Annotated in this window: 32 protein-coding genes; 21 read left to right on the forward strand and 11 right to left on the reverse strand. The window is 34.4% G+C overall.

Going from position 1 to position 26,639, the window contains the following annotated elements; translation table 11 throughout:
- The first annotated feature begins 47 nt into the window (after positions 1-47).
- From ACIQZI_RS13960 to ACIQZI_RS13970, 3 genes are all read left to right on the forward strand, one after another.
- Complete coding sequence (locus ACIQZI_RS13960; RefSeq protein WP_403073899.1) at positions 48-548, forward strand: GNAT family N-acetyltransferase; 501 nt, start codon at positions 48-50, stop codon at positions 546-548.
- Between the two features lie 432 nt (positions 549-980).
- Positions 981-1,286: a hypothetical protein gene (locus tag ACIQZI_RS13965; RefSeq protein ID WP_403073901.1), complete on the forward strand. Its 306-nt coding sequence runs from the start codon at positions 981-983 to the stop codon at positions 1,284-1,286.
- Between the two features lie 215 nt (positions 1,287-1,501).
- Positions 1,502-2,131 (forward strand): NUDIX hydrolase, encoded by a 630-nt coding sequence (locus tag ACIQZI_RS13970; protein ID WP_062180056.1) that lies wholly within the window; start codon positions 1,502-1,504, stop codon positions 2,129-2,131.
- A 79-nt stretch (positions 2,132-2,210) separates the two neighbouring features.
- Here ACIQZI_RS13970 and ACIQZI_RS13975 read toward each other — a convergent pair whose 3' ends face one another.
- Positions 2,211-2,732 carry a tubby C-terminal domain-like protein gene (locus tag ACIQZI_RS13975; RefSeq protein ID WP_403073903.1) on the reverse strand — a complete coding sequence of 174 codons (522 nt, stop codon included), beginning with the start codon at positions 2,730-2,732 and terminating at the stop codon, positions 2,211-2,213.
- A gap of 495 nt (positions 2,733-3,227) precedes the next feature.
- Here ACIQZI_RS13975 and ACIQZI_RS13980 point away from each other — a divergent pair, with 495 nt between their 5' ends.
- Genes ACIQZI_RS13980 through ACIQZI_RS13990 form a run of 3 tightly spaced genes read left to right on the forward strand, consistent with a single transcriptional unit; the run spans position 3,228 to position 4,716 of the window.
- Positions 3,228-3,548, forward strand: a complete 321-nt coding sequence (locus ACIQZI_RS13980) for a PadR family transcriptional regulator (RefSeq protein ID WP_403073905.1) — start codon at positions 3,228-3,230, stop codon at positions 3,546-3,548.
- A complete protein-coding gene (locus ACIQZI_RS13985; RefSeq protein ID WP_403073907.1) occupies positions 3,545-4,114 on the forward strand; it encodes an HAAS signaling domain-containing protein in 570 nt (189 codons plus the stop codon). Before ACIQZI_RS13980 ends, ACIQZI_RS13985 begins: the two co-directional genes overlap by 4 nt.
- A complete protein-coding gene (locus tag ACIQZI_RS13990; protein ID WP_403073909.1) occupies positions 4,111-4,716 on the forward strand; it encodes an NDxxF motif lipoprotein in 606 nt (201 codons plus the stop codon). Before ACIQZI_RS13985 ends, ACIQZI_RS13990 begins: the two co-directional genes overlap by 4 nt.
- Positions 4,717-5,663: 947 nt before the next feature.
- On the opposite strand, the gene ACIQZI_RS13995 is transcribed toward ACIQZI_RS13990, so the two are convergent.
- Positions 5,664-6,605 (reverse strand): helix-turn-helix transcriptional regulator, encoded by a 942-nt coding sequence (locus ACIQZI_RS13995; protein ID WP_403073911.1) that lies wholly within the window; start codon positions 6,603-6,605, stop codon positions 5,664-5,666.
- A 119-nt stretch (positions 6,606-6,724) separates the two neighbouring features.
- Here ACIQZI_RS13995 and ACIQZI_RS14000 point away from each other — a divergent pair, with 119 nt between their 5' ends.
- The gene (locus tag ACIQZI_RS14000) at positions 6,725-7,294 is read left to right on the forward strand and encodes a dihydrofolate reductase family protein (protein WP_403073913.1); all 570 of its coding nucleotides are present in this window, start codon (positions 6,725-6,727) and stop codon (positions 7,292-7,294) included.
- Positions 7,295-7,963: 669 nt separating this feature from the next.
- On the opposite strand, the gene ACIQZI_RS14005 is transcribed toward ACIQZI_RS14000, so the two are convergent.
- Positions 7,964-8,191: a hypothetical protein gene (locus ACIQZI_RS14005; protein WP_403073915.1), complete on the reverse strand. Its 228-nt coding sequence runs from the start codon at positions 8,189-8,191 to the stop codon at positions 7,964-7,966.
- A gap of 125 nt (positions 8,192-8,316) precedes the next feature.
- Here ACIQZI_RS14005 and ACIQZI_RS14010 point away from each other — a divergent pair, with 125 nt between their 5' ends.
- From ACIQZI_RS14010 to ACIQZI_RS14030, 5 genes are all read left to right on the forward strand, one after another.
- The gene (locus ACIQZI_RS14010) at positions 8,317-8,526 is read left to right on the forward strand and encodes a DUF4275 family protein (RefSeq protein WP_403074048.1); all 210 of its coding nucleotides are present in this window, start codon (positions 8,317-8,319) and stop codon (positions 8,524-8,526) included.
- Positions 8,527-8,839: 313 nt separating this feature from the next.
- Complete coding sequence (locus tag ACIQZI_RS14015) at positions 8,840-9,283, forward strand: hypothetical protein (protein ID WP_403073917.1); 444 nt, start codon at positions 8,840-8,842, stop codon at positions 9,281-9,283.
- Positions 9,284-9,608: 325 nt separating this feature from the next.
- A complete protein-coding gene (locus ACIQZI_RS14020; RefSeq protein ID WP_403073919.1) occupies positions 9,609-10,208 on the forward strand; it encodes a hypothetical protein in 600 nt (199 codons plus the stop codon).
- A 210-nt stretch (positions 10,209-10,418) separates the two neighbouring features.
- Complete coding sequence (locus tag ACIQZI_RS14025) at positions 10,419-10,613, forward strand: hypothetical protein (RefSeq protein WP_403073921.1); 195 nt, start codon at positions 10,419-10,421, stop codon at positions 10,611-10,613.
- 403 nt (positions 10,614-11,016) lie between these two features.
- On the forward strand, positions 11,017-11,505 hold the full coding sequence (locus ACIQZI_RS14030; RefSeq protein WP_403073923.1) for a hypothetical protein: 489 nt from the start codon (positions 11,017-11,019) through the stop codon (positions 11,503-11,505).
- Positions 11,506-11,653: 148 nt separating this feature from the next.
- Here the strand turns inward: ACIQZI_RS14030 and ACIQZI_RS14035 are convergent, their stop codons facing one another.
- The gene (locus ACIQZI_RS14035; protein ID WP_403073925.1) at positions 11,654-12,067 is read right to left on the reverse strand and encodes a hypothetical protein; all 414 of its coding nucleotides are present in this window, start codon (positions 12,065-12,067) and stop codon (positions 11,654-11,656) included.
- Positions 12,068-12,613: 546 nt separating this feature from the next.
- Here ACIQZI_RS14035 and ACIQZI_RS14040 point away from each other — a divergent pair.
- On the forward strand, positions 12,614-12,811 hold the full coding sequence (locus ACIQZI_RS14040) for a hypothetical protein (RefSeq protein WP_403073927.1): 198 nt from the start codon (positions 12,614-12,616) through the stop codon (positions 12,809-12,811).
- A 246-nt stretch (positions 12,812-13,057) separates the two neighbouring features.
- Here the strand turns inward: ACIQZI_RS14040 and ACIQZI_RS14045 are convergent, their stop codons facing one another.
- From ACIQZI_RS14045 to ACIQZI_RS14060, 4 genes are read right to left on the reverse strand one after another with little or no spacing between them, the layout of a single operon-like run.
- On the reverse strand, positions 13,058-14,179 hold the full coding sequence (locus ACIQZI_RS14045; protein ID WP_403073929.1) for a GerAB/ArcD/ProY family transporter: 1,122 nt from the start codon (positions 14,177-14,179) through the stop codon (positions 13,058-13,060).
- A 33-nt stretch (positions 14,180-14,212) separates the two neighbouring features.
- Complete coding sequence (locus ACIQZI_RS14050; protein ID WP_403073931.1) at positions 14,213-14,446, reverse strand: hypothetical protein; 234 nt, start codon at positions 14,444-14,446, stop codon at positions 14,213-14,215.
- Positions 14,447-14,452: 6 nt separating this feature from the next.
- A complete protein-coding gene (locus tag ACIQZI_RS14055) occupies positions 14,453-15,640 on the reverse strand; it encodes a Ger(x)C family spore germination protein (RefSeq protein ID WP_403073933.1) in 1,188 nt (395 codons plus the stop codon).
- Between the two features lie 21 nt (positions 15,641-15,661).
- Complete coding sequence (locus tag ACIQZI_RS14060; protein WP_403073935.1) at positions 15,662-17,263, reverse strand: spore germination protein; 1,602 nt, start codon at positions 17,261-17,263, stop codon at positions 15,662-15,664.
- Between the two features lie 727 nt (positions 17,264-17,990).
- Between ACIQZI_RS14060 and ACIQZI_RS14065 the strand changes: the two genes are divergently transcribed.
- A complete protein-coding gene (locus ACIQZI_RS14065; protein ID WP_403073937.1) occupies positions 17,991-18,263 on the forward strand; it encodes an HU family DNA-binding protein in 273 nt (90 codons plus the stop codon).
- A 510-nt stretch (positions 18,264-18,773) separates the two neighbouring features.
- Here the strand turns inward: ACIQZI_RS14065 and ACIQZI_RS14070 are convergent.
- Positions 18,774-19,661: a LysR family transcriptional regulator gene (locus ACIQZI_RS14070; protein ID WP_062179984.1), complete on the reverse strand. Its 888-nt coding sequence runs from the start codon at positions 19,659-19,661 to the stop codon at positions 18,774-18,776.
- 481 nt (positions 19,662-20,142) lie between these two features.
- Between ACIQZI_RS14070 and ACIQZI_RS14075 the strand changes: the two genes are divergently transcribed.
- The 7 genes from ACIQZI_RS14075 to ACIQZI_RS14105 all read left to right on the forward strand — a co-directional run bounded on the left by ACIQZI_RS14075 (position 20,143) and on the right by ACIQZI_RS14105 (position 25,694).
- The gene (locus ACIQZI_RS14075; RefSeq protein ID WP_062179978.1) at positions 20,143-20,610 is read left to right on the forward strand and encodes a nucleoside deaminase; all 468 of its coding nucleotides are present in this window, start codon (positions 20,143-20,145) and stop codon (positions 20,608-20,610) included.
- Positions 20,611-20,663: 53 nt separating this feature from the next.
- Positions 20,664-21,887 (forward strand): amidohydrolase family protein, encoded by a 1,224-nt coding sequence (locus tag ACIQZI_RS14080; RefSeq protein ID WP_403073940.1) that lies wholly within the window; start codon positions 20,664-20,666, stop codon positions 21,885-21,887.
- A 25-nt stretch (positions 21,888-21,912) separates the two neighbouring features.
- Positions 21,913-23,154 (forward strand): amidohydrolase, encoded by a 1,242-nt coding sequence (locus tag ACIQZI_RS14085; RefSeq protein ID WP_403073942.1) that lies wholly within the window; start codon positions 21,913-21,915, stop codon positions 23,152-23,154.
- Positions 23,155-23,225: 71 nt separating this feature from the next.
- Entirely contained in the window at positions 23,226-23,477 is a 252-nt protein-coding gene (locus tag ACIQZI_RS14090) for a VanZ family protein (RefSeq protein ID WP_403073944.1), read from the forward strand.
- 524 nt (positions 23,478-24,001) lie between these two features.
- Positions 24,002-24,250, forward strand: a complete 249-nt coding sequence (locus ACIQZI_RS14095; protein WP_403073946.1) for a DUF4190 domain-containing protein — start codon at positions 24,002-24,004, stop codon at positions 24,248-24,250.
- A gap of 201 nt (positions 24,251-24,451) precedes the next feature.
- Positions 24,452-25,234, forward strand: coding sequence for a class I SAM-dependent methyltransferase (locus ACIQZI_RS14100; RefSeq protein ID WP_403073948.1), 783 nt, complete (start codon positions 24,452-24,454; stop codon positions 25,232-25,234).
- Between the two features lie 328 nt (positions 25,235-25,562).
- Positions 25,563-25,694: a hypothetical protein gene (locus ACIQZI_RS14105; RefSeq protein ID WP_403073950.1), complete on the forward strand. Its 132-nt coding sequence runs from the start codon at positions 25,563-25,565 to the stop codon at positions 25,692-25,694.
- 292 nt (positions 25,695-25,986) lie between these two features.
- On the opposite strand, the gene ACIQZI_RS14110 is transcribed toward ACIQZI_RS14105, so the two are convergent.
- Both ACIQZI_RS14110 and ACIQZI_RS14115 read right to left on the reverse strand, forming a co-directional pair.
- Positions 25,987-26,463: a DUF5342 family protein gene (locus ACIQZI_RS14110; RefSeq protein ID WP_403073952.1), complete on the reverse strand. Its 477-nt coding sequence runs from the start codon at positions 26,461-26,463 to the stop codon at positions 25,987-25,989.
- 71 nt (positions 26,464-26,534) lie between these two features.
- Positions 26,535-26,627 carry a hypothetical protein gene (locus ACIQZI_RS14115; RefSeq protein ID WP_403074050.1) on the reverse strand — a complete coding sequence of 31 codons (93 nt, stop codon included), beginning with the start codon at positions 26,625-26,627 and terminating at the stop codon, positions 26,535-26,537.
- Positions 26,628-26,639 lie beyond the last annotated feature (12 nt).

A 26,639-nucleotide genomic window follows, 5' to 3' on the forward strand; every position in this document is an offset into this window, starting at 1 on the left:
ATATTGTATAATATTGGAGTGTGTTTATCAGGTAAAGGAGGAATCTAATGTTAATTAGAGAGATAAAGCCTGAGGATGCTGAAAGTTTTGTAAGTCTAATTCGGCAAGTTGAATCTGAGGCTGATTTTATGCTTATGGAAGCAGGAGAAAGAAAAATTTCTAATGAGCAACAACGTAAACGGTTGGAACAAATGGAAGAAGAGGCTAATTCTACGATATTTGTCGCTGAACAAGATGGTGGAAAGTTAGTAGGTTATTTAATAGTCATTGGTGGAAATGCAAGGAGAAATAAACACTCTGTCTATCTTGTTATTGGTATTTTAAAAGAATACAGAGGGCGTGGTATAGGTACGAAACTATTCCAAAAGATAGAAGAGTGGGCAATAACTCATAATATATTACGATTAGAACTTACAGTGGTCACTCAAAATGAAGTAGGAGTATCTTTATATAAGAAAATGGGATTTGAGATAGAAGGAACAAAAAGAAACTCACTTATGATAGAGGACACACTTTTCAACGAGTATTATATGTCTAAATTATTATAGTAAGTTGTTCTTTAACTAACGGGTGCACCCTTTTTTTATGCAGCTACCAGGCTTTTTCAGAAGCCGAAAATGTTGATTCATCAACCATGTATAAAATCATGTATAAACGATAAAAATGGAACATTCGGAGCCCCTTGAACACCAAGGGGGTTTATGTTTCGGAAGTTCCGGAAATTTCCTTTATGTTAACTAGATTTGTATAGAGCATTCATGTGTTCCTTAGAAACCTTATTCAGCAAACGGACCATATTGTTGAGGAAGAGCAGCAATTAACCATATATTTTAGAAGATAAATGAGTTTAGGGTTAAATCGGTCCGAAAAATGCACTTTTTCGGACCGGGTTTTTGAGGCGTTTTATAGATGGCATTCGCCATCATGCTATTTTATGATTATTTCTTGTTATAATTTGTAAGTTGTGGTGGCGGTTTTAATTGAGTATTCCTGTACGGGGATTAATTTTACAAGCCCTATTTATCTTGGTTATTTCTATCTTTAACAATATTAGAATTTTTGTAATGGAACATTTCTCTGTATATCCAGTGGTATTTTTTGAGTTATTCCTTGGCTTAGCCACCAGCTTTGTTTGTGGAATATATGGAATTATAAAAAGAGTCAATCCTTTACTTTCTATTTTGGTTTCTCTTTTGGGTGTATTAATTTGTTTGTATTTCGTCATTGTTTATCTTTTACCGGAAGCAGGAATCCCACCAGCTATCCCTTGGTTCTATTCTGAATAAATTATGGTTTCTTTTTTCAACTTAAGGGCACTTTAATCGAAGGTCACTTTTGAATTTTAGATGATCATTAACAAATAACAATCCATGATTTTCACCGTAATCGGGCGTACTTTAAAGGAGCCTCTTTTTTGTATGAGGTGATTTTACAGAACAGTGAAGAGTTTGCGGTAACATAAATAGAAAGTATTGGTATCTTCATGAAAGGGGATAAAAGTATGGAACATGAACAATTAAGAATTTTTGACAAAGAAAGAAATCAAATAGGTGTTGCTTCTCGTAAGGATGTACATAGAATTGGATATTGGCATGAAGCGTTTCATTGCTGGTTCGTCAGCAATGAAAAAGGAATAGATTATATCTATCTACAGCTTCGTAGTGATATAAAAAAAGACTATCCAAATCTTTTGGATATTACTGCTGCTGGACATTTATTGGCTGATGAAACAGTTAGGGATGGTGTAAGGGAAATAAAGGAGGAAATAGGAATTGATGTCCCATTTGATGAATTAGTACCGTTAGGAGTATTTGATTATTGTGTAATTAAAGAAAACTTTATTGATAAGGAATTAGCAAACGTTTTTTTATATAAGAGTGCGAATACATTTGATGACTTTACACTTCAAGCAGAAGAAGTTGCAGGTATTGTGAAAGCAGAATTTAACGACTTTACAAAACTTTGGTTAGGTGAAAGAGAAACAATTGAAATAAAGGGATTTGAAATAAATAAAGATGGTAATAAGACTTTGATTGAAGAATATGTGGGAAGGAATAAATTCGTACCACATCAAATTTCATTTTATAAAGCAATTATCCAAAAAATAAAAGAACATATTAAACAGATATAGACCTCTTAAGTAAAGGGGCGTTTCTTTAAGGTGAAATAATATTCAGCAATCGAGTGCTTTAGTCGAACACAGATTTATTTTAGGCACCATAATAATAAAACGTATGATATAGAACTGCAGCGAGAGCTGCGAATTCCTGAGTAGTTGCTTTTATAATAATAGTATCAAATTCCAAAGAAATATCTTTCTTAATGGTCATTGAAACAGTAGCAACCTGTTGATTGTCATATTTTAAGTAACCGGAACTTGTATAGTCCTTTTCAAAATAATATTCGTGGCTATCAAGTCTAAACGAGTACGCCTTTTCAATTAATTGAACTCTATGGGGGACAATCTGCACTATTTGTGAGGATGAATGTTCGGTCAATTTATAGCGAATTCCAGGGAATATACAGTCTATAGTATAAAGAGGTTTTGTATACTCATTTGCAATTTTATAACAATAGGGTATGCCATAGCGTAATAACCCATTAACGATACGGGCAAGGAATCTATGTTGCTGTTTTCGCATTTCGAAAACAGTTTTACTATGTTCATTTATTATCGGCATTATTGTTGAAATATGTACATTACTAGGTACTTGACAAGTAAAACGTTCCATAGTGTGCCTCCAAATCATTCAATTCATCAATTATCATAACATAACAAAGATGTATTATTGAAAGCCATTTGTATTGGTACTTTTTCTTCCGCAATCGGGCGCTTTAATTGAACAAGCAGCTAAAAAGATCTTCCAACCGAAGATCCTTTTTCAGTATCTATAAGGGTGATTATGTAAACTCTTTTTGAAATAAAATATGAGGAGTTTTTTAAGCTAGCTTATTAAGCTAAAGGGGGAAATCAGTTCAAGAAGAAGCCCCCATCTGCAACTAACTGGCAGATTAGTTGAACAGTGTTGTTTAACTTGTGTTCAACAATCGGGCCATTTTACGGTATAACACTTTTAAAGTAGTATGGTTATATATTGTACCTTGCAATATACAGTACCTATCTGTAAAATATAACCATATACTGTATTTTATAGATAGGTACTATATATTATGTGGTACCTTATATTAAATTGTACATAACAATAAAGAGAAGGGGTGAGTATTCCTTGAATGTGCAATTTAAAAAAGGCGTTCTAGAACTATGCGTACTTGTACTGCTTGATAAGAAGGATCGATATGGATATGAACTCGTCCAGAGGATTTCTGAGCAAATTGAAATATCGGAGGGTTCTGTCTATCCTTTATTAAGAAGATTAACAAAGGAAGAGTATTTTACAACATATTTACAAGAATCCAGTGAAGGCCCTTCAAGAAAATATTATAGGCTTACTGATAAAGGTCGTGCATACTTACATCACTTAGTGGACGAGTGGAAGGAGTTCTCTAAGGGAGTAAATCAATTAATTATGGAGGCGGATCTCCTTTGAGTAAAAAACAATTTTTGTTAATTTTAAAAAAGTATTTACGGAAGCTACCCAAAAATGAAAAAGAGGAAATCTTACAAGATTATGAGGAATATTTTATGATTGGTGTAGGAGAAGGAAAAATAGAAAGTCAGATTGTAGAAGCCCTTGGTTCACCTAAACAAATAGCTAAAGAATTGAACGCTGTTTATGCTATTAATAAGGTTGAAGAGAAAAAAAGCATTAGAAATATGTTTACGGCATTGTTTTCAATTATGGGATTAAGTGTAATGAATTGTATTATTATTATAGTGAGTTTATTTATGCTGCTAATACTTACACCATTTATATTAGCTTATATCATTGGGGTTCCTATCATGATTCTATCCCCACTAATTTTAATTGTAATGGGATTTATTAATGGATTTAGTACAATTGGAAGTGGAGAAATCCTCGAGTCCATAAAAGGGCTTATTATAGGTTCTCTTTTAGCATTCCTAGGGTATTATATAGCAAAATTCTCTTTCATACTATTTACAAAATATTTGAGATGGAACATGTCAATTACAAGGGGGAAGAAATTATTATGAGAAAATTGTGTTTTAGTTTTTTAATTCTTTTTATATTAAGCGCATGTTCTCAGGGAGAAAATATTGACGCTACAGAGGATGAAATTCCTTCTACGCAGACCGTAGAGATTCCTGGTAAAATTTTCACCTCTGAAAAACAAAATAGTGTAATTGACGAAGAAGAAATGAAATTAAGCATAAAAACATATCTAGACAGTCATGACGAATTAGATAATGCTAGTTACCCATTTCAAGAGATTATAGATGAAGAAAAGGAATTAAATAAAAATGAATTAGAGAAGTTAGCCAAAATTACCAAGCTTACAAAAGAAAATGATGAGAATTTTTCTAACTATATCTTAAATAATACATTACCTGAAGGATATCAAGAAGAGTCTGAAAGAATTAGCCAGTACATTACAGCTTACAATGAGCTTCTTTCTGAACTAGATGAAATCCTCAGTAATTTTACAGATGACATAAATAAAGAGATCTTTTCGAAAATAAACATTGAATCAATAATGAATAAAAGTGATGTGGTGAATGGAAGAGAACAGAAAAAAATAGAAGAATTTCTTGATAAGAAAAATATTAAGACAAAAGCATTTGGGCGGGACCATTAAAAATAAAGAGAATAATTCATTTGATCTTAAAGTAAAGATGAAACATCGTTAGATTTAAATGTTTAGAAGTTTAACCTAAAAGCCACTATGAGATTTTTGGAATGGAAACCATCAGTAGAAAAATGACAATGCTTTTGAATAATTAGACATAGGTCAATGAGGTATGTAAATACAAGTTATTGTTTTAGTTCCCCTATTTCTTCCATTATCGGACGCGATTGTTGAATTAGCGTCGCTGTTCTTATTAAACTAACGGGTGCTTTAGTGGAATAAGGAGATTTAAAGTAATCAATCTTTTTTATAAAAAACAGTTCTTAAAAATAATAGAAAGCAATCGTTTTGATTAATCTTTATTCAAAACGATTGCTTTTTATATGCAGCAAAATCAAGGATTTAGAGCGTTAATAATCAAACTTTATTCTAAACCAACATTAGGCATCACAGATAAAGTTTTTACAATAGTGCGTACAGTGGCTATTGAAGACGACAGTGCAGTGTATATTATTCAAATCACAATTAAGTCTTTTATATCTAAGTGTTACTAGACAATCGTACCCGATTGTGGAATAGTGACTAATTTTATTGTTTTATTGTTAAATGGCAGTGAAGTATCCAACAGCAAAAATTAAACAACTATATTTAACTCCGTTCTTACCAGAGATCGGGGGATTTTTGTCTGTGATTATATAATTAAAAAACTTTATTGTCTATATATAATTAATTCTACAAAAATTAGCATATTGTCGATTTGAAACAATGTTATACTATTTATAAAAAAGTCGAACTGTTTTGAAGAAAGTTTAACCGTTTATAAAAAAGATGAACTGGAATGATTCACACTCCGATTTTTCTTATATAACTATTGGGAGATTAGTTGAAGCAAGGTTCCATTGAAATAGCCTTATTAGCTCTAGATTTCAAAAGAGGATTGATAAAAAACAAATATTTTAATTCTCATCTTGATACATAGTTAAAATTTCTTCAGCTTGTTTACGTAATCCAACTATTAATTCCTTTGGTTCTAAAATTCGTGCATGACTTCCAAGTCTCAAAAATAATGATGTTATAAAACTAAGTTCACCTTTATCAATGATTGTATCTATATATCCAGTTCCATCTTCTTGTGTAACTACAAAACCATCAAAATAAGGAACACTTTTACATTGACGAACACCTTCCGTTGTTAAGCGTATATGCAGTCGAATCGGTTTTTTTACTTCATGAGAGTTGAACCATTCTTTTAAATTCATGAATTCATCTTCACTTTTTTCAGTGGATAAGATTGAAAGAATGCGATCTACACGATACATTAATATTTTTTTCTTATGATAATCGTAAGCAGGCAAATACCATAATCCATCATGAGCATATACACCGATAGGGCGAATGTGTTTTTTTCTCATACCTGATTTAGATTCATATTGAATGTGTAAATTTCTATTCTCAATAGAATGCTCTAAAACATCTTTTAAAAATGGGGCATCAATGGTTCTTTTAGGATTCCAAAAAGCAATATAAGAATGAATTTTATCCACTTTTATTTTAGCTTCACTCTGAAGTGAACTATATAATTTATGTGCAACCGAGGTAATTTCAGCATCAAAAGGCAAGCTACGATAGTAATTTAGAGATTGAAATGCAAAGAAGATTGAAACAGCTTCTTCTTCTGTAAATAGAATAGGGGGAAGAAGTCTACTTGTTAATACGGTATATCCCCCATTCCGTCCTTGTTCAGCGTAAATTGGCAATCCCATATCACATAAATCTAATATATATCTATGTACAGTACGAATGGATATATGAAATTCATCTGCTATTTCTTGTGCTGTAAACTTTTTTTTAGCAGTAACAAATATAAGTATATCTAATAGACGCTTGGCTTTTGACATTTTTCTCACCCTTTTTTATTTAATCATGCCATTACTTGTCATGTTTTACGGATAGTATAGTTTATACCTTATGATTTTATCAACAAGGGAAATTCTATAAGATAAAAGGAGATAAAAGTATGGCCATTAACGAAAGACCAAGAAGAATAATTTTAGATTTAGCAGTTACTTTAGATGGATTTATTGAAGGGCCCAAAGGGGAAGTTGACTGGTGCGTTATGGACCCTGATATGGGGTTCATTGATTTTTTAAATCATATTGATACGATACTATATGGAAGAAATAGCTATGATTTATGGGGGCAATATATTCCCAATAATGAAGATTCTGATACCGAAAAAGAACTGTGGAATATAGTTCATAGTAAAGAAAAATATGTGTTTTCGAGAACGCAACAAGCGACTGATAAAAAAGCAAATTTCATAAATGATAATATTCTTGAAGAAGTAAATAAATTGAAGATCCAACCTGGTAGAGACATCTGGTTATATGGTGGGTCAAGCCTTATTACAACTTTTATAAATTTAGGGCTGGTTGATGAATTTAGGTTATCTGTTCACCCTGTTATTTTAGGGGAAGGAAAACCTTTGTTTATTGACATAAAGGAGAGATTGAATCTAAGCCTGGTTGATACAAAAAGATTTTCCTCTGGCGTTGTTCAACTTTGCTATCATTTTAGTGAAGAGTGATTGATAAGCATTATGATATGCTTAATCCAAGGTGAAAATAAATTTCTTCTTCAACTAATGGAGTTTGTGGAATAAGGATCATTGAAAGGATCAAACCTTTTTATAAAAAATTCATATTTAAATAAAAAGAGTAACTCCATTTTGATCAATCTTTTTTCAAAATGGAGTTTTTATATTTGCTGTTAAATAAGTATTCAAGGTAATTATTTAATCAATCTTTACTTTAAAGCTACACTATGAAATGTAATTAGATTTGTTTGATGTGGACGGATGGAAAAAACGAGAACTTGGCTATGTAGTAGATAAGGTTAGAAATAAATGTGGTTCTGCTTCCTTGTTAAGAGCTGTATCATATACCTCTGCTAGAACTGCTTTACATCGAGCTAGGTTGGCAGACACAAAAAATAGCCCATACTCAATTTAATGAGGAGTATGGGCTATTATAATTTCTGAACTAGATTGTTCAACCTAGTTCCTTATGATTCAAGTGCATTCCTTTCCTTTTGCTCATTCTATCAAACTCGTAACAATACATAGATGTCGACTGGAGTTTAAACAAGTTGACCGTAAACGTTAGACTCGTGATCTGCCAAAATGCAACGACTAAATTTACCACCATACGTTTCTTCTAAATATGGTCCGACTCGATTATGAATTTCATGTACAACTTTACCATATATTTACTGATTGAGACGATAATCTTCGATGTCGACCTGTTATCCAAGTAGGTCCATTATATGCTTCATCTTGCCCAACTACCGTTACCATTTGCAAATCTACAAGAATGAGCTTATGAAAGTACACCTTGTCCCTATAGACCAGGATAAAAAACTGGTCCTCGAATACTCTCCTTTCCTCTACTAGCAAAATGTCCACATCATTTACGACTTTAATCATGCGTATCACCCCTTCAATATTTGCCTTTAGATTATATGAGAAAGAAAAAAGAAATTCACTATACGCAGTTTCTATGGCACACATTTAGTTACAACGTATTACCAAGTTAAAAAAATGAAGCAGCGATAGAAGCATTTGATGTCTTAAAAAAAAATGAATGTTATATTTTTTATCAAAATAGTGAACTTGTTTTGAAACTTGATAATGCTGAAAAAATAAAAGCTAATGATTTTAGGAGCCAGGATGATATTTATATTGTTGATACCAATTTTAATTGGACATATGTAAATACACATGAAGATAGCTGTGGACCTTATTTTTACGAATCATCCTAAGAAAAATAAAAAGACATTCCTTGTACAGAAAAATTAATCAACTAACGGATGTTATAGCATGATAAAGGGTTGTTGTGGTAGTCTTTTGAATGTAAGAAAATAACTAAAATCATACGTTCAATAAAACCCTCAAAAACGCCCTTGTTCCACTAACATAGCAGGAGAGAAGTTGATCCGGCATTATCAAGGCTGTTTCAGCGTGGTTTAATTGCCGTTGCGAAGTATATTTCCGGATCTAGTTAAATACCCAAGAATTCACACGAAGTCTTACATATTATTTATTGTGTTTAAAAAATAAAATAGAGGAGGGATTATGTTGAACACAGAATTACAATATTGGACTGACGAAGTTGATCAACGGAACCAACCTCAACAAATAGAAAATGATGAAAGAATTATTAGCCATATGGGATTCGGTAGACCTGGTATGGGATTTGGAGGATTCGGTAGACCTGGTATGGGATTTGGAGGATTTGGTAGACCTGGTATGGGATTTGGAGGATTCGGTAGGCCCGGTATGGGATTTGGAGGATTCGGTAGACCTGGTATGGGATTTGGAGGGTTCGGTAGACCTGGCTTTGGGTTCGGTAGCCCATTCTTTGGAGGGTTTACAGGAGGCTTATTAGCTGGTTCTTTGCTAAGTCCTGGATATGGGTACGGATATGGTTATCCTCAATATGATCCGTATGGTTATGGATATGAATACCCATATAATTATGGATATGAATACCCATATAATTATGGGTATGGGTATTGAGGAAGTCAGTTAACATTAGAATTAACGAATTGTAGCTAGATGGTGCTGTCCAAAATAAAAATTTTGGGTAGCGTTTTTGCTTGAGTTTTTTTATCTAGCTTAATAAGTTAACGGGTGGCGTTGGTTCAAGAAGAAAACCCCGTCTTGGAAATCTTTTGAATGTACGAAAACATCTAATATCATACATTTGGAAACCCATTCTTCAACTAACAAGGCCCATAGTTGAAGAATGGTGCTATAATATCTTTAATAAAAATGTGAGGGAATTATTAACAATAAAATCAAGTGTATTATTAGGGAAATTCCGGTTAAAGAAAGGGGATTTATGAACGTAATTATTAGAAGATTATATATTGGATTATTGCTTGGAATTTTAGTGTTACCAACTGTTGGATGTGAACTATCTAAGAAAAAAGATGTAGAAGCAAGTAGCAAATCTCAATTTACTTTAGAAGTAAAAGGTTTACAAAGTTTAAGCGATAAAACAATATTCTATACAGAATCAAGTGAGGTTATATCAACCTCAGGAATAAATAATATATTCTACAATATTCAAGAGTATTATAACTCCAATAAAAAGGAATATCATTATGTTTTAACTCTCAAAAAACAATCCCTGTCAGACTATCAAAAAGAAATGGAAATTATTCCATACGATATAATTAAGTTCTCGGTAGGGGCAACACAAAATAAAGATACCAACTCATTTATCCACACTGTATCCTCGCCGGTATTTATTGAATTTGAAAAATCGTATGTAAAGGATGGTTCTTACTATTTGTTTAGTTCAAATAAATCAATAGATACCAAGGATTTTCAACTGGAAGGTATTTTTGTGAACTCTGTACCGATAAAGGATAAAAAGGCGGGGGAAGAAACCTTTCGTTTCATTACAAATGTCAATGAAAGCCTACTTACTAATTAAAATGGAATTTAAAAGACTTTGCTACTTCAACTAACCGGTGCTTTAATTCAACAGCGCGACCACCAATTTGGTGGTCTTTTTAATGTACGAAACTATACAGAATTATACATTCGTATTAGGGGGGAATAGTACTTATTTCACTAATATGGCAGTTTAATTAAAAAAGATACTGTACAATATTGATAGATTTAACAATTCGGGAGGTTTGAAATGATTAACGGTGGAGATAGAGTATTTGCTCTTTTTGCTTTGTTACCTATTATTTTTTATTTAGTTCTTACTGGTTTTTCCATTTATTTTGTAATCAAAGTAATTAAGTTCATGAATGAAAAAACAAAATTAGACCGAGAAAAAAATGAGAAGCTTGATGAATTAATTAAGGCCACTCAAAGTAAAAAGGATTAAATAAATTTATATTTGTATAAAACTAGCTTTTTTTATGCAGTTGAGAGGTTTCTTCAGAAACCAAAAACACTGATGTACCAATGGTACTCAGGGGGCTTTTAGTATGGTTACTTTCTGGAATTCCCTTTATGTAAACTAGATTTGTATAGAGTATTCATGTAATATTTTAAGACCTTGTTCAATTAAAGGGCCAGATTGCTGCATATTGTAGATAGATTTGGGGTTGTTTCCATGACTTTTCTATTGTTCTTGGTGGGAATTATTTTTTGTATATGGCAGTTGTCCTTAGCGAGAAAAGGAAAGGTAAAAATATCTTTACTTATCGCGTCCCTTTTTCAGAAACGGGTCAGAGTGCGGAATAAGGGGCTAGGATCTACGGTTTATAACGAGAGGAGTAACAGAGGTGAAAGGGATTAAAGCATTTATCGCAGTATCCTTATTGGGTATTTTGTTGGCCGGGCTGTCTGCATGTGGAGAAAATGATAAAGGTAGTTATTTTTCCAATGAAGAAGAGGCTCTTAAACATTTTATTCAGAAAGAAGATGTTAAAGGGAATATTGACTTGGTTACGACAGTCAAAGATGAAAAGTTATTAGTAACACAGACAAGGGAAAAGACATACTTTGTGGGCGAATTGGCGAAGGGCAAAAATGGATATTACACCGAGAGAATATCAGACAATGTCGCAATGGAGGATGGCGGTAGCTGGGAACTAAATACTTTGGGTGGCAATGAATACACCATTTATTTCGAAAAGGATAAAGAAGATTTAGGTTATATACAGTTATCCAATGGAGAATATAATACCCTGCTCGTAAAGGGACATACGATAACTAAAAAAGGCTTAACCTTGACAAGTGCAATAAAAAGAGTTGAGGTAGTAAAGGACTAATTCCGTTAAAGGGGGCTTTTCGGTAGAAAGAATTGGGTTCCATCTTTATGTATCGGGCTATAATAAATAAGTTTATATTAAACTACGGTGAACCGTATATAAGTAAATGGAATTTTAAAACAAGCACATTCGCATGAAACGAATGTGCCTATTTGATTTGTATTTCTAGTAAAGTATCTGCTGCATCTAAGTAAGTCACTTTACAGGCGACTGTTTCTTCATTTAAGAAAGAAAATTCTTCGCTATCTGCTGAAATATTTAAACCGTCAATGTAAATATTATAGTAGCTCGGATGTGAACCAAAACGACCACTACTTTCTTCAAAAAATGCAATTTCACAAATCCCCTCAGCAGATTGATAAATCCCGAGGTTATTATTAATTATGTCTATTATTCCTGTAACAAACAAGTACAGCGCACATAACATGAAAAAACCACACACGATTATCACAAGATAGAAATCTTTATGAGTTCGTTTTTTCATAAGAAAGTGTGCAAGGATACTGATTAAAACGATTAGACCCAATCCAGCTAAAATCGTTATAGAATAAATTTCACTCATTTATGATTACTCCTATCACTGATTATATTACTATAGAATATAAAGTAATAAAAAGGTTTCAATAAGGTTAAAAATTATCACAGGTGATCGCTTTTCGCACAGAAAGGGAGAGTATTAGGATTTTACCTGAGTTAGTAGCGAAAGTAGTAGAATCCTCATTGGATCTTTATTTATGTATGGTGAACTGTTCGTTAAAAACCGTATTTAGAACAGTAACGGTGAACCGTATGAATAGGCGTGGATTAGACCTCTTCTTGCTAAAAAAATGTTAAGGAGATTTAAAATGTATGCTAGAAAAGGTTTTTGTAATTACAGCTGAAACAGGTATTCATGCACGTCCAGCAAATTCGATTCAGATGTTAACTTAGATTACATAGAAGAAACTCGTCAAAAAAGTAGCTTTTTCCACGGGAGAAAGGAAAGGGGGGATTTTAATGAACCAGAAATGGCTCGGTATTATTACCGAGTTGAGGTAAAGGTTTAAGAAGAGCATTTGTATATCTTACTCATTGGTATATTTCTTTTATAGCTTTCGCATCTTCAGTAGTGCCAGGAGATATTACATTTGTTGATAATGAGCACTTGTTTAGTGAATTTAGTCAGCTGTATAGGGTACTATATTTAAGTGAGTTAAATGAACCATTAGTACTGAAAGATACTAATGGAAGAATTTTTGTAGAAAATGAAAATGAATTAAATGATGCAGAACTATATAACCTAAAACATTGGAAAAATGTATATTGAAAACCTATGAGAGTTGGAGATATAGTATTCAACTATTGGGGGTAAAACTTATTTACAAACACTTTTCAATTGCTTTTCTCGGTAATTGTTTAGTTTTTGATAAATGACATTTCCAATACACCGTTATAATTCTAATTGTTTTACATGAAAAATTATAGAGATTACTCATTAAGAGCAGTCTCTATGTTAATTGTTGCTTCATTTTTTACCATAAAATCTCCTATTGATTGATTAATTGAATCAATCTCACACTGAAGAACTTTCAGGGGATTTTTTCAATTGTTTTTTTCGGATGGCATATACGACTACTAGCAAAAGAGGTAAAAACAATCCAATCGAATATGAAAAGAATATACCTGTTGTCGTGTTCCAATTTTGTTGGTAGACGACATTGGGATAGATCACAAGAGAAAGGACTACGACAATCATTCCTAATGGTATTGTTAAAGGGCGGTAATCTTTCAAATTTAAAATTTGTGCAATCCCTAAGACGGAAGCATAAAAATAAAGGGTTGTCTTAAAATAGAGGGCGATAATCCATAGTGCAGCCATTAGTGCCTCAATACGCTGTATAAAATCCCCAAGATTTATTCTTTTGGCTAATTCATAACTCGGATAAAACTCCGCAGCAGTATTATCAGCACCTAACACTGAAACACTCAAAAAGGTAAGGATAATGATGACGATCCCGCCTATTAAGTTTCCAATTAAAAAGGATTTTTTAGCTTGTTTAAATTTGTTAATAAAGGCAGGGAAAATCATTAATAAAACAATAGCATTGACTGAAGTTACTTCGATAAAAGATAAGGATGATTGAACGATCGTTCTTGTCCCTGCCTCATATACAGGCTGTACGTTTTCAAACTTGACTTCAGGTGAAATAAATAGCACTAAAAAGAGAAAAAGAACGAAGAAAAAAAGGATTAATATTTCAGCAGAACGAGCAATTGTCTCTAATCCAAGACGGACTCCCATCACGATAATTATCGCCATAAGGATATTAAGGGCTGCCATTGGAGTATTTGGCATCAAATGTGTGTTGAGGAATGTCCCAGAATAAAATAAAAGACTTGAGGCATAGATAAAAGACATGAATACAAATAAAAGAGATACGGCTTTTCCTACCCATTTCCCTAAAATTTTTTCGGTAACTTGGATAAAGGTGAGATGAGGGAACCACTGTGCTAGTGTGCAAAATAGCCAAATAACTAATAATCCGATTCCCGTACCGAATATCGCGACAATCCAAGCGTCTTGTTTTGCTGCTGTAGCTAAAACTGATGGAATAATTAAGATGCTCGTACCAATCGAAAATAACGTGACTAAAACTAGAAATTGGTACGAATTTATTTTAACGTTTTGCATCATTTCATATCATGCCGTCCTCTCCATAAGGTTCTTTTACTTCGACAAATGTGCAATAACATCATTAAGCGGTTTAAACATATAAGTTAGTAAGTCCATTGGATTCGGAATAGTTTTTCCTACTCCTTGTGCAATACTTAACCCTACCCCAATAACAAGAAGAATTGAAAAAACTAACAACTCTTTTTTATACTTTTTTTCCAAGAGAGGTGGAACTTCAATCAACAGAATGACAGTTGCAATCAAAAGTATTCCCATACTTTTCAGCATGTTTATTTAGTCCTTTATCTTTTCTAACAAGGAATTATTTATCGTACCCGTACGATGAAGTTTCATGTCTACTTTAACATTTACTGTTAAATTAGAAAATTCCTCATCCCAATTTTCTTTCATCTTATTCCACTCTTTCGGATTGGAACGATGGATGGCTTCACCAAATCCAAATATGTCCGTTTTATATTGTTTTTGTAACGTGTCCAAAGTCTCATTAATGATTTCTATCACTTCTTTTTCGTAAATTTTCTCAAGCTCATCAATTGTTCCTAGTTTGGTAAGATTAATTTTACATTCTACCTCTCCTACATTCCCTTCTACTTTAATATTGATATCCACTTCAGGTTTTCCATTGTTTATATTACCTTTAACATCAGCATTGGATTGAATGACCTCTATAGTGGCTTTTCCCTCTTTAGGACAAGATATTGGTGTTACTGTTGTTTTTACTGAGTTGGTGATATCACTATAACCTCTACTTTCCTTTTCAGTTAACCAGCTCACTAGTTTATCTTCTTTAAACACAGCTAAATTATCATATTTAATGCGAGCAGCAGGAGAAATCGTTTCCACATTCTGTTTGCTTGATCCTATTTCTTTGTTTCCTATTAATTGAATTCCTGTTAGTACGGCTTCCTTTCCGTCACTTGTAAGATCTGCTATCAACTCATGTAAAGTAATGCTGTGCGTACCAGCCCAAGCTTTTTCTGACATTTTAAGACTGTTAAACATTTTATTGGCTGGTATGCTTTCTATAGCTGTTGTGACATTCAGTATTTCTTTAGCGGGTATATCCTTAGCAACAACAACATAGAAATCCGGTCGAAGTTCCCAATCCCGTGACAGTAACTCCAAGGATTTGCCTATCCCTTCTTTAGCTAATTCCTCACCAATCACAAGCATTCGAAGGTGTCCAGGATATATTTTTCGTGGCGAGTCCTTTGTCATTCTCCGAATGGCTTCATAAACCGTTTCCCCGCTAGCAGTAAAAAGGGCGACCGTTGTACTCCCCGTACTTCCTTTCATGGATACTTCCGAAGGTACAACCACTTGAGTGGTTACTTGGTATTCATCTTCAACTTTATCGATACCTATTGCCAGCGTAATGGCGAGTTCATTTAATTCCCGCCGGTCCCAACACCCCGTAAGAAAGAGGCTGAGAATTAGGAGACCAAAGATGCACTTTTTCATCGTTAAACCCCTTCATACTCCTTATTTTTTTGTTGGTGCTGGTTTTGCAGAGGCTGAATCTTGTTGCCTAACCCTATTTTGTTGATTGATTAGGCGAGGTCGAGTAAACATTTTCCATATAGGCAAAACAATAAATGTATCCTTTTGATCGGAAACATTAAATGGAGCTATCGGAGACATATAAGGTACGCCAAAAGAACGCAAACTGCATAAATGCAGAATAAGGGCAATTAAACCAACCGTAATTCCAAATAAACCAAACGAAGCAGCTAACGCCATAAATGCAAAGCGCAGCATCCTTACAGCAATCGCTATGTCGTAAGAGGGAGAAACAAAACTAGATATGGCGGTTATTGAAACGACGATTACCATCATAGCTGAGATTATTCCTGCTTCAACCGCTGCTGTACCAATAACAAATGCACCTACAATAGACATGGCTGAACCGATGGAGCGTGGCATTCTTACGCCTGCTTCCCGCAAAATTTCAAAGGTGACTTCCATTATGACCGCTTCAATAAATGCAGGAAATGGGACACCTTCTCGCTGGGCTGCCAGACTAATGATGAGTGCAGGCGGTAGCATTGATTGATGAAAAGTTGTGATCGCAATAAATAATGCAGGTGCAAGCAAAGAAATCCCGGATGCAAAAAACCGAAGAAGTCGAATAAGACTCCCAATAACCGTACGCACATAGTAATCTTCAGCAGATTGGAAAAACTGAACGAATAATGCTGGAACGAGTAACACAAATGGTGTTCCATCTACCAAAATAGCTATTCGTCCCTCGATTAGTGCTGCAGCTACTACATCCGGACGTTCCGTGTTATAAACAGTGGAAAAAGGTGAATATGGTGAATCCTGAATTAATTCCTCTATATTACCACTTTCGAGAATTCCATCAATGTTTATTCGGTCCAAACGTAAACGGACTTCTTTCACTATTTTGTCATTTGCAATGCCATTGATATAAACTATGGCAATGTTCGTTTTCGTGCGTGTTCCAATAATTTTTGACTCCATCCAAAGGTTCGGATCTTTAAGTTTCCGCCGAATTAAGGCCGTATTTACACGTAAATTTTCGGTGAATCCTTCGCGTGGTCCTCTAACTACCGTCTGAGCCGCTGGTTCAGTTACCCCACGCTCGACCCAGTGCTTATTGGAAATGATTAAGCCTTGGGCATATCCGTCGATTAAAATAATGGTATCCCCTGACAAAAGGCTGGTAAAAAGAACATCAAGATTAGTTATTTCTTTAATTTCTCCTACTGTCAAGGCAACATCTTTTAATATGCTAATAAGATTTTTCTCAGGAGAAGTTTTTTTCTGTAATTCAATCCCCTTGATATCTAGCATGAGCGTTTCCAAAATAAAATTTTGTAATGAGGGTGTATCGGTTAATCCGTCTGTATATATAATACCGGCTTTAATGGTTCCTTCTTTTCCAATTCGAATTTCACGAATGATAATATCCGAACTTTCCCCAAGGGTATCCTTTAGAGTTTGTATGTTTTGTTGAAGACTAGTTTTTAAGGCATCTTTTTTTGGGGGGGCCACCGCTTGACTAGGTGAAGGGGGAGAGGGATTTAACTCTTTTATATTTTTTTTCTTTAAAAACCACATAGTCTCCCTCTTTTCCTCTTTTAACTTTTTTATGGTATCAAAAAGTCTTTTCTAATTTCACTATATATTGGATAGGAAAAATCACTGACTATGGCCATCGCTATTGGTTAATCATGGCTATCTATATTATTTAATATGAACTACTTCAATTTTTTTATACGTTCAATATAGATGTAAGCGTCAAATAGATCACCTTGTCGACAATTAAAATCAGACACTGGTTTATATTAATCAAAGGGAGCAAGGAGTTTATAAGTCGAAGCCAATTACTAGTAAGAAGAAATTGAAAAAACGACATGAACCGAAGTTCTTGCCATCTGTTTTTGGTATTCACATGTATGAGACCCAGGTAGACTAAGGAGCCTCCAAGTAAGAGATACCTTATTCTAAGTTATCCGAATCGGGCGAGCGTTTTGTACTCTTCACTACCGTTGTATAACATACAGTAAAATCATATATGGTAAAACTCGGAAATGAATTTATTCGAGTAACGAAGGGGGGAGACACAAAATAAAATTACAAAAGTAGAATAAGAAAATTTAAATCGTCTTTAATTAGCAGTTTTTTTCTTCTTGTCTTTATTTCTAATCTATCACGATTTAGTTTACATAATACACCTTATCGGTCTTTCGCAAAGTACTACTCTTAGACAGACATACCGAACATATGTTATGTTGATGGTGAAACTACTACATACCAATAAGAATAAAAGACGAGGTGTTTGACGATGAACAAAACAGATCTAGTGAATGCTGTGGCAACACAAGCAGAACTAACAAAAGAAGACGCTAAAAAAGCAGTGAATGCATGGATTGAAACAATCTCTACTACGCTTGCTAAAGAAGAGAAAATCCAATTGGTTGGATTTGGCACGTTTGAAGTGCGCGACCGAGCAGCTCGAACGGGTAGAAACCCACAAACAGGAGAAGAGATGCAAATTGCTGCTTCTAAAGTTCCTGCTTTTAAACCAGGTAAGGAATTAAAAGAAGCTGTTAAGTAAAATAAATATAGTTATAATTGTGTAAAAATGCTCTGGGGATGAGATGCTCTCCAGAGTCTTTTCTATTTAAATAAGTATGTTTTCTATTTTTTTCAATAGATATGAATTTGTAATAACCCTTGCAGGGATACATAATCCAATCATGAACTGTCTCGTGATGAATGGGCAGTCATGGGAGCTACATAAAAAACCTCTTACTTCTTTTTCCACAATAGCGCCCTACAATGTAAGTCCTGTATGGATATGTAGGATTTTATCTTGTTCAGCAATCGGGCCAGATTGTGGAGTAACAACAAGCCCATTTCTCATATGTAGTTACAAAAATTGACGCTGTTATTGGTCTAGCACATGCTATTTCTTATTCAAGCCATGCAAACGTTAGATGCGCAAAAGGAATAATAGTAAAAGTGTGTGTAGATAAGTATTACATGATAAATGCTAATGCCAAAATTATGCAGATAACTTTAGTAATAAAATTATTATGAGATTGTTTATTTTGGAAAAGCCTCATTATTGATTCGATATTCCTTCCTTTTTGAATAACTCAATAAAGTTCTGAGCAGACCTGGATAAGCTATGGTTTTTTAGCCATATCAAACCGATTGGGGTTGAAAACTTGGTATCGGAAATTCTGTAAGCATGTATAGGATATCCTTTATGCTGATTAAGTACCGTTTCCGGAACAATAGATGCGCTAAAGTTGGCCGAAACTAAATCTAATAAAAGCGTAATATCGGAACACTCACCAATGATGTGAGGATGTAATTGAAGCCGGGAAAAAGCTTCTAAAATTAAATAATGAACACCTAATCCCTCTGTACTTGGTAAGAGGAGTGGGCAGTTTAGAATTTCATCAAGCGAAACACCATGGCTGATTGATTTCTGCTTTCTAGATGTAATAAAATAAAACGGTTCTGTATAAAGATGAAGAATTGAAAAATCATCCAATTTAAGTGGCAATCGTATAAATGCCAATTCTAAGGCTCTATCTCTTACGAGTTGGCAGAGAATCGATGATTCATTTTGTTGGATTTTATAGGTAACTTTGGGGTAACTTGTGTGAAATTGTTTGAGAATTTCAGATAAGTTATCCACAGAAAAGGTGTTAACACCGATCATCAGTGTTCCGCTTACCCCAGCCCCTACTTCTTTTACCTCTAATTTGGTTTCTTCCATTAATTGAGTCATTTGTAAGGCATATTTATATAACGTTTTTCCCGTCTCAGTTACTTCAAAGTATTTCCCACCTCTTTCTACTAACTTGGAGCCAAGTTCCTCTTCCATTGATTTCAGCTGTTGACTTAATGGTGGTTGAGAAATGTGAAGCCGTTTAGCAGCGGCAGAGATTTGCCTTTCCTCAACAATTGCTATAAAGTATCGTAGCTGTTTTATATCCATCGTCAAAAACACTCCTTTTTAATATACGAAAAACCTAAGTTAAACTTACTTTTTTAATATTTTACATATACATATCTTCATGATACCATTTTTACAAAGAGGGGAAAAGAAGCTATGAAGGTGGGGCGAATGTTTTTAATTCTGCTGTTCGTTTTTTGCTTACCGCATGTCAATCAACATCTGAATCATTGGAAAGCTTGTAAAAGATTGAATACAACCAATCTGGAAGGTTACGAAATATATGCAAGCACCTGGCCATGCCCGATGGGTATGAGTGCCATTTATTATACCCAAATCAAAAGAGTATATTTTTATACCCCCAGTAATCCAAGCCAAGACCATGTATACAAGCAATTTTCTCTATCAGATGAAGAAAGAGCCATTTAGATGGTTCAACTGAAGTTATAACTGACTTAGAAGCTTATTGATAAACCCGAAGCCTAAGGCAATACGTTTAAAGATGAAAATGAGGAGAAATTTAATGGATTTTGTGAAACATACCATCGAATTGGCACGCGAAAATGTAGAAACAGGAGGTCGTCCATTTGCTACCGTGATCGTACAGAATGGAGAAATTATTGCCGAAAGTCCAAACTTGGTAGCTCAAACACACGACCCAACAGCTCACGCTGAAGTGCTTGCCATCAGAAAAGCATGTAAAAAACTGCAAACGGAACATTTAATAGACTGCGAAATTTATATTCTTGCAAGTCCGTGTCCAATGTGTTTAGGGTCTCTTTATTATTGCAGCCCCAAAAAGGTAATTTATATTACTACACGTGAGGATTATGCACCTTATTATCAAGACGATCGCAAATACTTTGAACTGGAAACATTTTATGATGAATACAGTAAACCAATTGAAGACCGCCGATTGCCCATGGTTCAACAACCAGATGAAGAAAGTATTAAGGTATACCAACGCTGGTATGAATTAAACTCTAAATGATTGGATTGACATAATAAAACGTTGGAAAATCATAATTTTAGGAGGCACTGGACATGGCAGGTAAAACTTATTGGTTAACCAATGTTAAATTAGAAACGGGCTACCGATATGAAAACGGTTCAGTAACCGGAACAAAAACAGAGCAATTTCATGTACGGATTGAAGATAGAACGATAAGGGAAATTGTCTCCGCCGATAAACTGTTAATAACGGATTTGCCTATACAAGATGCAAATAATTATTTAATGCTCCCATCATTTAGGGATATGCACATTCATCTTGATAAAACATACTATAGTGGTCCTTGGAAAGCGCCAACGATTCCATCAAAAGGTATTATCACACGGTTGGAAGAAGAGGAAAAATTACTACCACGCCAGCTGCCTGTTGTCGAAGAAAGAGCGAAAAATTTACTGGACTTATTGTTGCGTGCAGGTTCAACGCACATTCGTACACATTGTAATGTTGACCCTGTTATCGGATTAAAAAACTTGGAAGCTACTTTACAAGTGGTGGAAGCATATAAAGGAAAGGCTTCTGTAGAAGTTGTCGCTTTTCCGCAGCATGGATTATTACGAAGTCAGTCTGTTTCACTTATTAGGGAAGCACTGAAAAACGGTGCTTCCCTAGTAGGGGGAGTTGATCCGGCGACCATTGATGGAAATATTGAAAAATCATTACAAACGGTAATGGAGTTAGCTGTAGAGTCTAATACAAATATTGACCTTCATATACATGATCCGGGGCATCTTGGTATTTTCACGTTTAAGCGATTAGCAGCTCTGACTGAGGAAGCAGGCTGGCAGGGGAGAGTTACCATTAGCCATGCATTAGCGCTCGCTGACATATCACTTGAGGAAGCAAGTGATGTTGCAGATATGCTTGTTCATCAAGGTATTTCCATTACCTCATCGGTTCCTATTGGAAAGACGATCCCAATTCCTCTTTTACAGAAAAAAGGGGTAGAGGTATCCCTTGGTGATGATAGCATCACGGATCACTGGTCACCATTTGGAAAAGGCGACAGTTTGGAAAAAGCGGGGATATTAGCGGAACGTTTCAGGCTAAGTGATGAATTTTCACTTGGACAAACCTTACGTTATATTACAGGTGGTGTCACAACTTTAAACGCCGATGGTCAACGGATTTGGCCACATGTAGGAGACGATGCAGATTTTGTTTTTGTTGACGCGAGCTGTTCGGCGGAATCTGTTGCAAGAAGAACTAGTAGAGTGGCTACTTTCTTTAAGGGAAATTTAGTTGTTGGCACATTGTAAATTAAAGATAGAAAGGACTGATCATATGAGTACTGCCTTTTGGTTAACGAATACGACATTAGAAACCGGGTATCAAAATAATAATGGTGTGGTAACAGGTACAAATACGGAACGTTTTCATCTATTAATTGATGGCGGAAAGATTTCGAAAATCATACCTGTCACTGAAGCAATCACAGATGATTTTCCACAAAAAGATGTAAAGGGGTTGCTGATGCTTCCATCCTTCGTTGAAAAACATTGTCATCTGGATAAAACGTTACTTGGTGATCGATGGCGTTCAGTAACACCTGTAAATAGTATTTTTGAACGCCTTGAAATCGAGAAGAAAGTTCTCCCTTCTTTGGAAACAACGACACAGGAACGTGCAGAAAAGTTACTTAATCATTATCTGACATCCGGTGTGACACATGTACGAACTCATGTAGACATTTATCCGGAGGTTGGGCTAAAGAATTTGGAAGAAGTTAAAAAAGCATTGCAAACATTTGAAGGGAAATTATCGTATGAAATTGTTGCATTTCCTCAACACGGTTTATTACGCTCGAATGCCAAGAATTTAATTAGTGAAGCCCTTCATCAAGGGGCAAACTATGTAGGGGGAGTTGATCCGGCTACTGTAGATGGCGACATCGAAGCCTCTTTACAACAGATGGTTGACCTCGCTGTTGAAGGAAATGCGGGAATCGACTTGCATTTACATGATGCAGATCATCTAGGTATTTTCACAATGAAAAGATTGGCTCGGTTAACGAAGGAAGCCGGTCTTCAAGGTAAGGTTGCGATTAGCCATGCATTTGGACTCGGGGATATTCCTTTATCTCAAGCAAAAGGAGTGGCGGAAATACTAGCTGATGCAGGAATCTCCATCATTACGAGTGTGCCGATCGATCGGAAGTTCCCGCCTGTTGGCTTATTGCGCAAAAAAGGTGTACCGGTTGCTGTCGGGTGCGATAATATCTTTGATGTTTGGTCACCCTTTGGAAACGGAGATATTTTAGAACGGGCTGGTCGTTTGGCAGAAATTTCAGGCTGGGTAGATGAACAATCATTAGCCCAAACGCTCTCCTTTATTACAGATGGAAAAACACCTCTTAATCATCAAGGTGAACAAGTGTGGCCAAATGTAGGAGATGATGCAAGTATCGTACTGGTTGATGCATCTTGTTCAGCGGAAGCCATTGCAAGGAGACCTGGACGAGTAATGACGATGCACAAAGGAGAGATCGTTTCAGATTCATTTGAAGAAAGAATTGATGAAAAGTAAAGATTATTTCATTATCCGCATTTTTCAATGGAAGGATGCGGATTTAAGCAGTTAATTATACAGATTTTTGTTTGTATTCAGCAATTATTTTAAATAATTTAACTCTCGCAAAAAACTGTCGTGAAAAATTTAGTCGTTGCATCTCGCTATTCAGCATAAAATATGAAATTTTCAAACTTATATTTAAGTTTGGTAGTTTTGACATTGATGATTTAATTTTAAATACTCTTGGAGGAATTTTAGGATATTTACCAATTAAACTTTGTCAGCTATACATTAATTCTAAAAGGAAACATCTAAAAAATAATGTATTTAGTAGATAGAGTTTGGCTTATGAGCACCTAAAGAAAACAAAGGAAATTTTAATTCAACAAAGCGACCACCAACTTGGTGGTCTTTTCAATGTACGTAAATATCTAATATCGTACGTTCACACCTCGGTATTCAACGAACGGGCAGTTTAGTTGAACGAAAAAAATTGGAAGTGTATGGTAAAATTAATGCGAATGAAAAAGTTGGAGAGTGATACTAATGAAGGTATTATTGGAGTTAGTACGAATTGCTTTTATATTTGTATTTTTTTGTGGGATTTTAAGTGTCTTAATAAATTATGTATACTCAAAATTAGGAACTAACACTGTCACATATGGCTGGATGGTATTAATAGCAATTCTTATTTTATTCTTTGTACTATATAGGAATAAATTTCAGTTTAGTGGATGGTACACGGGTAAAGGTCGAGAAAAACTCCCAAAAAAAGTATCAAAAGTGCTTATTACCATTTCAATATTATTATTGTTATTGTGTCCGATTCTAAGTTTCTTCTTAAGCTAAATGGAGGATATAAATGGTTGGAAAAACTCAAACAAATAGTAATTCGATAATTTCTTTAATTAATGGTATTCTATCAATTTTAATTCCATTCCTTGGTTTAATCCTCGGTATTATTGGGATTCTATTTTCAAGAAAAGCTGTAAAACAAATAGAAAAGACAAATGAAGGTGGTAGAGGGTTAGCGATTTCGTGTTTAATTTGTAGTGTTGTTGGAATTATAATTCAATTTTTTTTGTGTTGGGTATTATTCTTTATAATTTAACTACTACTACTACGATAGGTTAATATCAATACTTAGAAATTCTTTTCAATGTATGAAAATATACAAAATCATACATTCGGAAAAAAACCTTATTCACCTACCCTGCCTGGTTAGTCGAACAGTAAACTGGATACTAAACCTAATGTAAACAGGAGTAATGATAAGATTGTAGTAAAGATTCTTGCTATAGGAGGAATTACAATGGATACAACACAACAAAACAGTATCGCTTGGGATAAGAAGGTTGAAGAGGGTTCTAGATACACCCAATCTGTAAGTAGCGAAATCATTGATAAAAGTAAATCTGGTGACTGGGAAATTACTGTCACTACTGAAAAAACAGTTCCAAGAAATTGGTTTCCTAAATCTTTAGACGGATTAAAAATACTTTGTTTAGCATCTGGTGGGGGGCAACAAGGACCAGTTTTAGCTGCGGCTGGAGCAGATGTAACAGTTACTGATATATCTAAAAAGCAATTGCAACAAGATGAAAAGGTAGCTAAACGTGATGGATTAACTTTAAAAACGGTTCAAGGGGATATGTCAGAACTTGGTGACTTTGAAGATGAGTATTTTGATATTATCGTTAATCCTGTTTCTAATTTATTTGTAAAAGATGTTCAACCTGTATGGAATGAAGTTTCAAGAGTCTTAAAAAATAGAGGAATTTTAATTGCTGGATTTACTAATCCTCTATTATGGATTTTTGATGATAATCAAGAAAGAAAAGGGATTCTTGATGTTAAACATTCTATACCTTCATCGACATTGGATTATCTGCCAAAGGATGAAGTTCAAGATTATATCAATTCAAGTCAAACAATAGAATACGCACATACTTTGGAAGATCAAATTCAAGGGCAGATTGATGCAGGGTTTGTGATTTCAGGTTTTTATGAAGATGATTTTGGCGGAACAAGGATTTTAGACAAGCATATTAAAACTTTTATTGCTACAAGAGCGATAAAGCTAAAGGTCGATTAATAATTCTCATTTTAACTAATTGGTACTTTAGTGAAAGAAGAATTTGCATAAAACATCCCTTTTTTATGCAGCTACCAGGCTTCTTCAGAAGCCGAAAATGTTGATTCATCAACCATGTATAAAATCATATAGAAACGATAAAAATGGATCATTCGGAGCCCCTTGAGCGCCAAGGGGGTTCATAGTTTGGAAGTTTCGGAAAATTGACTTTATGTTAACTAGATTTGTATAGAGCATTCATGTGTTCCTTGGAAACCTTATTCAGCAAAAGGGCCATTATCTTCAATAAGCTTTATCATTTTATTGCAGTTCTTAAGGAGGGATTGAATTGGATTGGTTGTGGGCGTGGTTTGCGTTTTCCCTTGCAGCAGGAGCGTTTTATAATTCATACGAAGTAAAAAAGGAAAATAGACAGTTGAAACAGAGAATTGAAGAGTTAGAAGATGAAGTATTTAAATAGTGCCGAAATCGGGCGTTTTAATTGAACTAACAACTAAAAGGATCTTCCAACCGAAGATCCTTTTTCAATACCGATAAAGATGATTATGTAAACTCTTCTTGAAATAAAATAAGAGGAGTTTTTTTATCTAGCTTATTAAGCTAATGGGTGACATTAGTTCAAGAAGAAGACCCTTTTTGGTGTTCTTTTCAATGTACGTAAATATACAAAATCATACATTAGGAAAAATGTGGATGTTTCAAGGGCGAAAAAGGGTGGGCATCATTTAGATACCCACCTCTTATATATTAGTCTATTGATGACATTCATGAACTTGATTTTCGAACAATGATTTTACTTTAAAACCTTGATATACGTGGTTAGTCATCAAGTTATACACTTTCGATTCCAAATCTTGAAGGTCATCTTCTTCTAGGTTGTTTTGGGGTTGAGGATGAAACCATTGAATTTCTTCATCGTGGAAAATCCCATGATAATTATCCCCTTCAAAGGTTAGTGTAAATTGATGACGTTCATGAACTTGATCTTCGAACAATGGTTTTACTTTAAAATCTTGATATACGTAGTTTGTCATTAAGTCATACACTTTAGATTCCAAGTTTTGAAGATCATCTTCACCAAGATTATTTTTAGGTTGAGGATGAAACCACTGAATTTCTCCATCGTGGAAAATCCCTTGATAATTATCGCCTTCAAAGGTTAACGAAAACTGATGACGTTCATGAACTTGACCTTCAAACAATAGTTTTACTTTAAAATTTTGAATCATGATAAAACCTCCTACGGTTATTTATTGGACTTTTCTTTAAATGATTTTAAATCGTTCGTACCATGGCTCTATCAATTTTTTGTGTTTGGATCAACTTTCAAAATATCACCTGTTGATGCATCAATATCCACAACATATTCTGTATCTTGATTTACAATAGAAATTTCGTATTTTTT

This window comes from Peribacillus sp. NPDC096379 (assembly GCF_044762875.1).
Taxonomy (GTDB): domain Bacteria; phylum Bacillota; class Bacilli; order Bacillales; family DSM-1321; genus Peribacillus.

What these genes read in the sequence shown, in the direction of transcription:
- ACIQZI_RS13960 (WP_403073899.1), top strand. Translation starts at nt 48, where the DNA reads ATGTTAATTAGAGAGATAAAGCCTGAGGATGCTGAAAGTTTTGTAAGT.
- ACIQZI_RS13970 (WP_062180056.1), top strand. Translation starts at nt 1,502, where the DNA reads ATGGAACATGAACAATTAAGAATTTTTGACAAAGAAAGAAATCAAATA.
- ACIQZI_RS13975 (WP_403073903.1), bottom strand. Translation starts at nt 2,732, where the DNA reads ATGGAACGTTTTACTTGTCAAGTACCTAGTAATGTACATATTTCAACA.
- ACIQZI_RS13990 (WP_403073909.1), top strand. Translation starts at nt 4,111, where the DNA reads ATGAGAAAATTGTGTTTTAGTTTTTTAATTCTTTTTATATTAAGCGCA.
- ACIQZI_RS13995 (WP_403073911.1), bottom strand. Translation starts at nt 6,605, where the DNA reads ATGTCAAAAGCCAAGCGTCTATTAGATATACTTATATTTGTTACTGCT.
- ACIQZI_RS14000 (WP_403073913.1), top strand. Translation starts at nt 6,725, where the DNA reads ATGGCCATTAACGAAAGACCAAGAAGAATAATTTTAGATTTAGCAGTT.
- ACIQZI_RS14005 (WP_403073915.1), bottom strand. Translation starts at nt 8,191, where the DNA reads ATGATTAAAGTCGTAAATGATGTGGACATTTTGCTAGTAGAGGAAAGG.
- ACIQZI_RS14015 (WP_403073917.1), top strand. Translation starts at nt 8,840, where the DNA reads ATGTTGAACACAGAATTACAATATTGGACTGACGAAGTTGATCAACGG.
- ACIQZI_RS14020 (WP_403073919.1), top strand. Translation starts at nt 9,609, where the DNA reads ATGAACGTAATTATTAGAAGATTATATATTGGATTATTGCTTGGAATT.
- ACIQZI_RS14025 (WP_403073921.1), top strand. Translation starts at nt 10,419, where the DNA reads ATGATTAACGGTGGAGATAGAGTATTTGCTCTTTTTGCTTTGTTACCT.
- ACIQZI_RS14035 (WP_403073925.1), bottom strand. Translation starts at nt 12,067, where the DNA reads ATGAGTGAAATTTATTCTATAACGATTTTAGCTGGATTGGGTCTAATC.
- ACIQZI_RS14045 (WP_403073929.1), bottom strand. Translation starts at nt 14,179, where the DNA reads ATGATGCAAAACGTTAAAATAAATTCGTACCAATTTCTAGTTTTAGTC.
- ACIQZI_RS14050 (WP_403073931.1), bottom strand. Translation starts at nt 14,446, where the DNA reads ATGCTGAAAAGTATGGGAATACTTTTGATTGCAACTGTCATTCTGTTG.
- ACIQZI_RS14055 (WP_403073933.1), bottom strand. Translation starts at nt 15,640, where the DNA reads ATGAAAAAGTGCATCTTTGGTCTCCTAATTCTCAGCCTCTTTCTTACG.
- ACIQZI_RS14060 (WP_403073935.1), bottom strand. Translation starts at nt 17,263, where the DNA reads ATGTGGTTTTTAAAGAAAAAAAATATAAAAGAGTTAAATCCCTCTCCC.
- ACIQZI_RS14065 (WP_403073937.1), top strand. Translation starts at nt 17,991, where the DNA reads ATGAACAAAACAGATCTAGTGAATGCTGTGGCAACACAAGCAGAACTA.
- ACIQZI_RS14070 (WP_062179984.1), bottom strand. Translation starts at nt 19,661, where the DNA reads ATGGATATAAAACAGCTACGATACTTTATAGCAATTGTTGAGGAAAGG.
- ACIQZI_RS14075 (WP_062179978.1), top strand. Translation starts at nt 20,143, where the DNA reads ATGGATTTTGTGAAACATACCATCGAATTGGCACGCGAAAATGTAGAA.
- ACIQZI_RS14080 (WP_403073940.1), top strand. Translation starts at nt 20,664, where the DNA reads ATGGCAGGTAAAACTTATTGGTTAACCAATGTTAAATTAGAAACGGGC.
- ACIQZI_RS14085 (WP_403073942.1), top strand. Translation starts at nt 21,913, where the DNA reads ATGAGTACTGCCTTTTGGTTAACGAATACGACATTAGAAACCGGGTAT.
- ACIQZI_RS14095 (WP_403073946.1), top strand. Translation starts at nt 24,002, where the DNA reads ATGGTTGGAAAAACTCAAACAAATAGTAATTCGATAATTTCTTTAATT.
- ACIQZI_RS14100 (WP_403073948.1), top strand. Translation starts at nt 24,452, where the DNA reads ATGGATACAACACAACAAAACAGTATCGCTTGGGATAAGAAGGTTGAA.
- ACIQZI_RS14110 (WP_403073952.1), bottom strand. Translation starts at nt 26,463, where the DNA reads ATGATTCAAAATTTTAAAGTAAAACTATTGTTTGAAGGTCAAGTTCAT.